Source organism: Parafrankia soli, assembly GCF_001854695.1.
In the GTDB taxonomy this organism is placed as follows: domain Bacteria; phylum Actinomycetota; class Actinomycetes; order Frankiales; family Frankiaceae; genus Parafrankia; species Parafrankia soli.
Window position 1 is genome coordinate 1 of record NZ_MAXA01000099.1, and the last position, 3,361, is coordinate 3,361.

At 71.2% G+C, this 3,361-nt stretch carries 9 protein-coding genes; all 9 read right to left on the reverse strand.

Annotated elements, in window-relative coordinates; translation table 11 throughout:
- Positions 1 to 260 (reverse strand): hypothetical protein (locus BBK14_RS09795; RefSeq protein ID WP_131802212.1); only part of this gene is annotated, 260 nt, incomplete at its 3' end.
- Complete coding sequence (locus BBK14_RS41255) at positions 257 to 385, reverse strand: hypothetical protein (protein WP_275078470.1); 129 nt, start codon at positions 383 to 385, stop codon at positions 257 to 259. The genes BBK14_RS41255 and BBK14_RS09795, both read right to left, overlap by 4 nt.
- Entirely contained in the window at positions 382 to 597 is a 216-nt protein-coding gene (locus BBK14_RS09800; RefSeq protein ID WP_071061230.1) for a hypothetical protein, read from the reverse strand. The genes BBK14_RS41255 and BBK14_RS09800 overlap by 4 nt, the downstream gene beginning before the upstream one ends.
- Before the next feature lie 2 nt (positions 598 to 599).
- Complete coding sequence (locus BBK14_RS09805; RefSeq protein WP_071061233.1) at positions 600 to 920, reverse strand: hypothetical protein; 321 nt, start codon at positions 918 to 920, stop codon at positions 600 to 602.
- A gap of 34 nt (positions 921 to 954) precedes the next feature.
- A complete protein-coding gene (locus BBK14_RS09810; protein ID WP_071061235.1) occupies positions 955 to 1,440 on the reverse strand; it encodes a hypothetical protein in 486 nt (161 codons plus the stop codon).
- 34 nt (positions 1,441 to 1,474) lie between these two features.
- A complete protein-coding gene (locus tag BBK14_RS09815; protein ID WP_241831349.1) occupies positions 1,475 to 1,768 on the reverse strand; it encodes a YggT family protein in 294 nt (97 codons plus the stop codon).
- Between the two features lie 5 nt (positions 1,769 to 1,773).
- On the reverse strand, positions 1,774 to 1,935 hold the full coding sequence (locus BBK14_RS38140; protein WP_157904234.1) for a hypothetical protein: 162 nt from the start codon (positions 1,933 to 1,935) through the stop codon (positions 1,774 to 1,776).
- Between the two features lie 2 nt (positions 1,936 to 1,937).
- Positions 1,938 to 2,756, reverse strand: a complete 819-nt coding sequence (locus BBK14_RS09820) for a hypothetical protein (protein WP_071061237.1) — start codon at positions 2,754 to 2,756, stop codon at positions 1,938 to 1,940.
- 2 nt (positions 2,757 to 2,758) lie between these two features.
- The coding region (locus BBK14_RS09825; RefSeq protein WP_198541225.1) for a hypothetical protein at positions 2,759 to 3,361 on the reverse strand (603 nt) is incomplete at its 5' end.

Consider the following 3,361-nt stretch of genomic DNA (forward strand, 5'->3'; position numbering starts at 1 on the left):
CGCTCGGCACTCGGCCCCGCTTCCAGCGCTAGCACGTCCGAGTCACGCCGAGAGGCCAAGCCGCCGCGGACGGCGGACAGTCCCGTCCTGGCGATCAGGACCGGCAGGATGCTGTCGTCGCCGGCGCGGGCCGTGCGGCTGACCTCGTCCCGGAACTCGCTGTCGTCGTCCGGGCCGTCCGCCAGTACGGCGGGGATGAACGGTGCCAGGGCGACGGTGCCCGTCCGGTGCGCGACGTTGCGCCAGTTCGGCGGGGTCATCGGCGGATCCGTTTCGGGCGGCGGATCGTGACGGCGGCGGCGAACATGGAAGCCAGGGCCCCGGCCAACGGGGAGACCTCTACGAAGACCCACAGCGACACCGACCACGCCGCAGCGGCGATCATGACGTCACCTCGTCGGGCAGGTCGACCTCGGCGACGGTGATGCGCAGGCCGGCGGTCGCGCCGAGTCCGCTGGCGTACCGCAGCGTCGCGGTAATGGTGTTGCCCTCGACTTCCGGGTTCAGCGTCATCGGCGAGCCGTCCACGGCCGGCGGACGCATGTCCGCCACGAGCGCGGACAGGTAGGACGCCACGTCAGTGGCGAGGCTGGACATGCTCACTCCTTCTCGAAGTCGTCGGGACCGGAGGCCGCCAGCAGCGCGGAGTACGCCTGCGAGGCCGCACTGAAGGCGTGGGCCTGACGGACGAAGCCCTCGGTCTCGGGGCTGTCCGGGTAGATCGAGTCACCGCCAAGGTCTGCGGCCTGGCGGGCCATCTCGGCGTTGTAGAGCGCCTGGTCGAGCAGGTAGGCCCGGGTGGTGCCCTTGACCTCGGCGGTCGTCTGCCAGGGAGACATGCGATCGAGCAGCACCGCCGACGGGTCGGGCTCCGCGTGCTCGGTGGGCGAGGCACCCCTCAGCCGTTTGAGAATCCTCATATCCCCTCCTCGGGATCCGAATTGGATTTCCCGGTCACGGAAGGTCCGTGACCGCTTCCTCGTCCTCGTCGATGACCGAACCGTCGATGATGCGCGGTCCCGGAAGTCCGCGTTGCGCCGCGGAATCCGCCTGCCTGGCCGTTTTGAACGCGCCGTGCATGGCATTCACGTAAATCTGGAGCTTGATGTGCGGCGGCGGTTCCTCGTCGAGCTCTCCGGGTCGGACCTCGAAACCTTCGGGGTTGTGGTAGATCCCCCACCGGACGGCGGCCCGGTTCCGGGCGTCGCTGCGCTGCGGCCTCATGCCGAACATCCGCGGTGCGGTGACTCGATTGTCGATCTTGCTCCAGGGGGCGAAAATCATTTCCCCGACTCCGTCGTGTATCCGGCGGGCGGGGTCGATCATGAATCCCTTCCGGCAGCTGGGGCAGAGCTTCGGGCGCTTCAGGAGTCCCTGCAGGAAACCGACGTCGAACTCCCGACCGCACTCGCGGAGCGCGCAGGTGTACGTCTTGGGCATCCGAATTCCTCTCGTGAGGTCTCGCGGCGGCAGATCAGCCGCCGATCGCGGACACGATGGCGTTGAGCATCATGAGGATGATCAGCAGCAGGAGAAATCCGAGATCGAACGCGACCGACCCGACGCGCACCGGCGGAATGCGCTTGTTCAGCGCCTTCAGCGGCGGGTCCGTCGCCTTGTACAGCACCTCGGCGGCCAGCGCGGCCGGTCGGGGCAGAGGCGTCGGCATCACCCGCAGGCGGGTCAGGAGGTCCAGCCCGTAACGGATGACCACGAGGCCGATGTAGACGGTCAGAATCAGGCCGGCGGCCTGCATGGCGAGGTCCATGGTGATCAGCCCTCCTCGGGCGTCTCGCTGGCGGTGACGGCGGCCAGGATCTGGCCGAGGTCGATAGGGGACTCGTCCGCGCTCGACTGGGTCGGCGCCGGCACCGGCAGGCCGGCGGGGAGCTTCCGGGCCTGCGGACGAGTGCGGGGGCGGTGACGGCGCGGCATGGTCACACCGCCTTGGGGACCGGGGCGGCCTGGGCCGCGCGCAGCCGCAGGGCGGTCAGTCCGACCTCGACCCGCTCGGACGGGGAGAGGTAGGCGCCAAGCAGCGGGCGCCGGGCGAGCTTGCCGGGCACGTGGATCGTGGACAGGCCCGGAGTCGTCCTGTTCGGGCCGAACTTCTGGACCTGGCCGAACAGGGATTCCATCCACGGCTGCATCCGGACGCGCATGTCGGTCAGGACCAGCCGGTAGCCCAGACGGGGGCCGTGCTCCAGGAGGTCCAGCAGGGCCATGCGGAGCCCGGCCGCGGCAGCCGACCGCTCGCCCAGCTCCAGTTCGAGGCTGCGGAACTCGTCGAGAAAGATCCAGGTCGCCGGAGGCGCAGGGATCTCGCCCTGGTCGCGCTCGGCGCGGGCGCGCAGCGCGGCGTTCCGCGCCCGCGCCCGCTCCTCGACCTCGGCGTCGAGGGCCAGCAGCGCCTGTGTCGTGTCATCGATCGTGTCGGCGTAGGTCTCGGCGAGGGGTCGCCACGCCTCCAGCTCGCCCCGCCAGGCGCCCAGCAGCACAATCCGGGCGGCCGGGTCGAGCGCGGCGCCGGCGATGTCGACGTCGAGCGCGACCGTCTTGCCCACGCCGGCCGGGCCGTAGATGAGCTTGCTGCCGGCGGTGGCGACATGGACGTGATTGCCGTCGGTGGTGTTGCCGACGTGGCGGGGCGCGTCCGCGGCTAGGCCGGTGAAGCCGGGGTCGCGGACCTGGTCCAGGTGGTTCCAGCGCACCGGGCTCGCAGGCGCGGGGGCGACGGCGGTCTCAGTGACAGTCACGATCACTCCTTGGTCAGGGTCGGGACGCTGGACGAGACAGGCCGCGGCCCGCCGGAGCGGCCACGGTCGCGACGACGGGCTCGAGGCTTGGTGCGGCTGCGGTAGCCCTCGCGGGCCTCCTCCGCCGACTCGACGGGCCCCTCGGGCTCGGCCGGGTCGTCGCCGGCGGCGAGCTGCTCGGCGGTCATCAGGGCCTTGCGGGTCTGGTCGGACAGGTCGTCCGACGCCGGGGCGATCACGCCGCGCTCCTCGAGCGCGGCGAGGACCAGCCCGGTCTCGTCGAAACCGGTGCGCAGCTTGCGCTGCACCATCTGCGGGGTGAGGTGCCCGACCGTTACCGCGATCTCGGCGGCCAAGGCGATCAGCTCGTCCAGGTCCGCGGGGACGTTCGCAGCCGGTGCATCCGCCTTGGCCGCACTCGGAGCCGGGACCGGCTCGACCTCGACGGCCGGGTCCGTCTGGATCGGCTGGGCCGCGCCGGCCGACGGCGGCGCGGCCAGGATGACAGTCTCGCGCTCGGCCCGACCCGGGATGACGTTGTGCGGCAGGGACGGATCCAGCAGCGCCGCGCGCTCCGCGTCGATTTCGACCTCGGCGAACCTCTG

Coding starts and splice junctions, on each gene's coding strand:
- BBK14_RS41255 (WP_275078470.1), bottom strand. CDS start 385: ATGATCGCCGCTGCGGCGTGGTCGGTGTCGCTGTGGGTCTTCGTAGAG.
- BBK14_RS09815 (WP_241831349.1), bottom strand. CDS start 1,768: ATGGACCTCGCCATGCAGGCCGCCGGCCTGATTCTGACCGTCTACATC.
- BBK14_RS38140 (WP_157904234.1), bottom strand. CDS start 1,935: ATGCCGCGCCGTCACCGCCCCCGCACTCGTCCGCAGGCCCGGAAGCTC.
- BBK14_RS09800 (WP_071061230.1), bottom strand. CDS start 597: ATGTCCAGCCTCGCCACTGACGTGGCGTCCTACCTGTCCGCGCTCGTG.
- BBK14_RS09810 (WP_071061235.1), bottom strand. CDS start 1,440: ATGCCCAAGACGTACACCTGCGCGCTCCGCGAGTGCGGTCGGGAGTTC.
- BBK14_RS09805 (WP_071061233.1), bottom strand. CDS start 920: ATGAGGATTCTCAAACGGCTGAGGGGTGCCTCGCCCACCGAGCACGCG.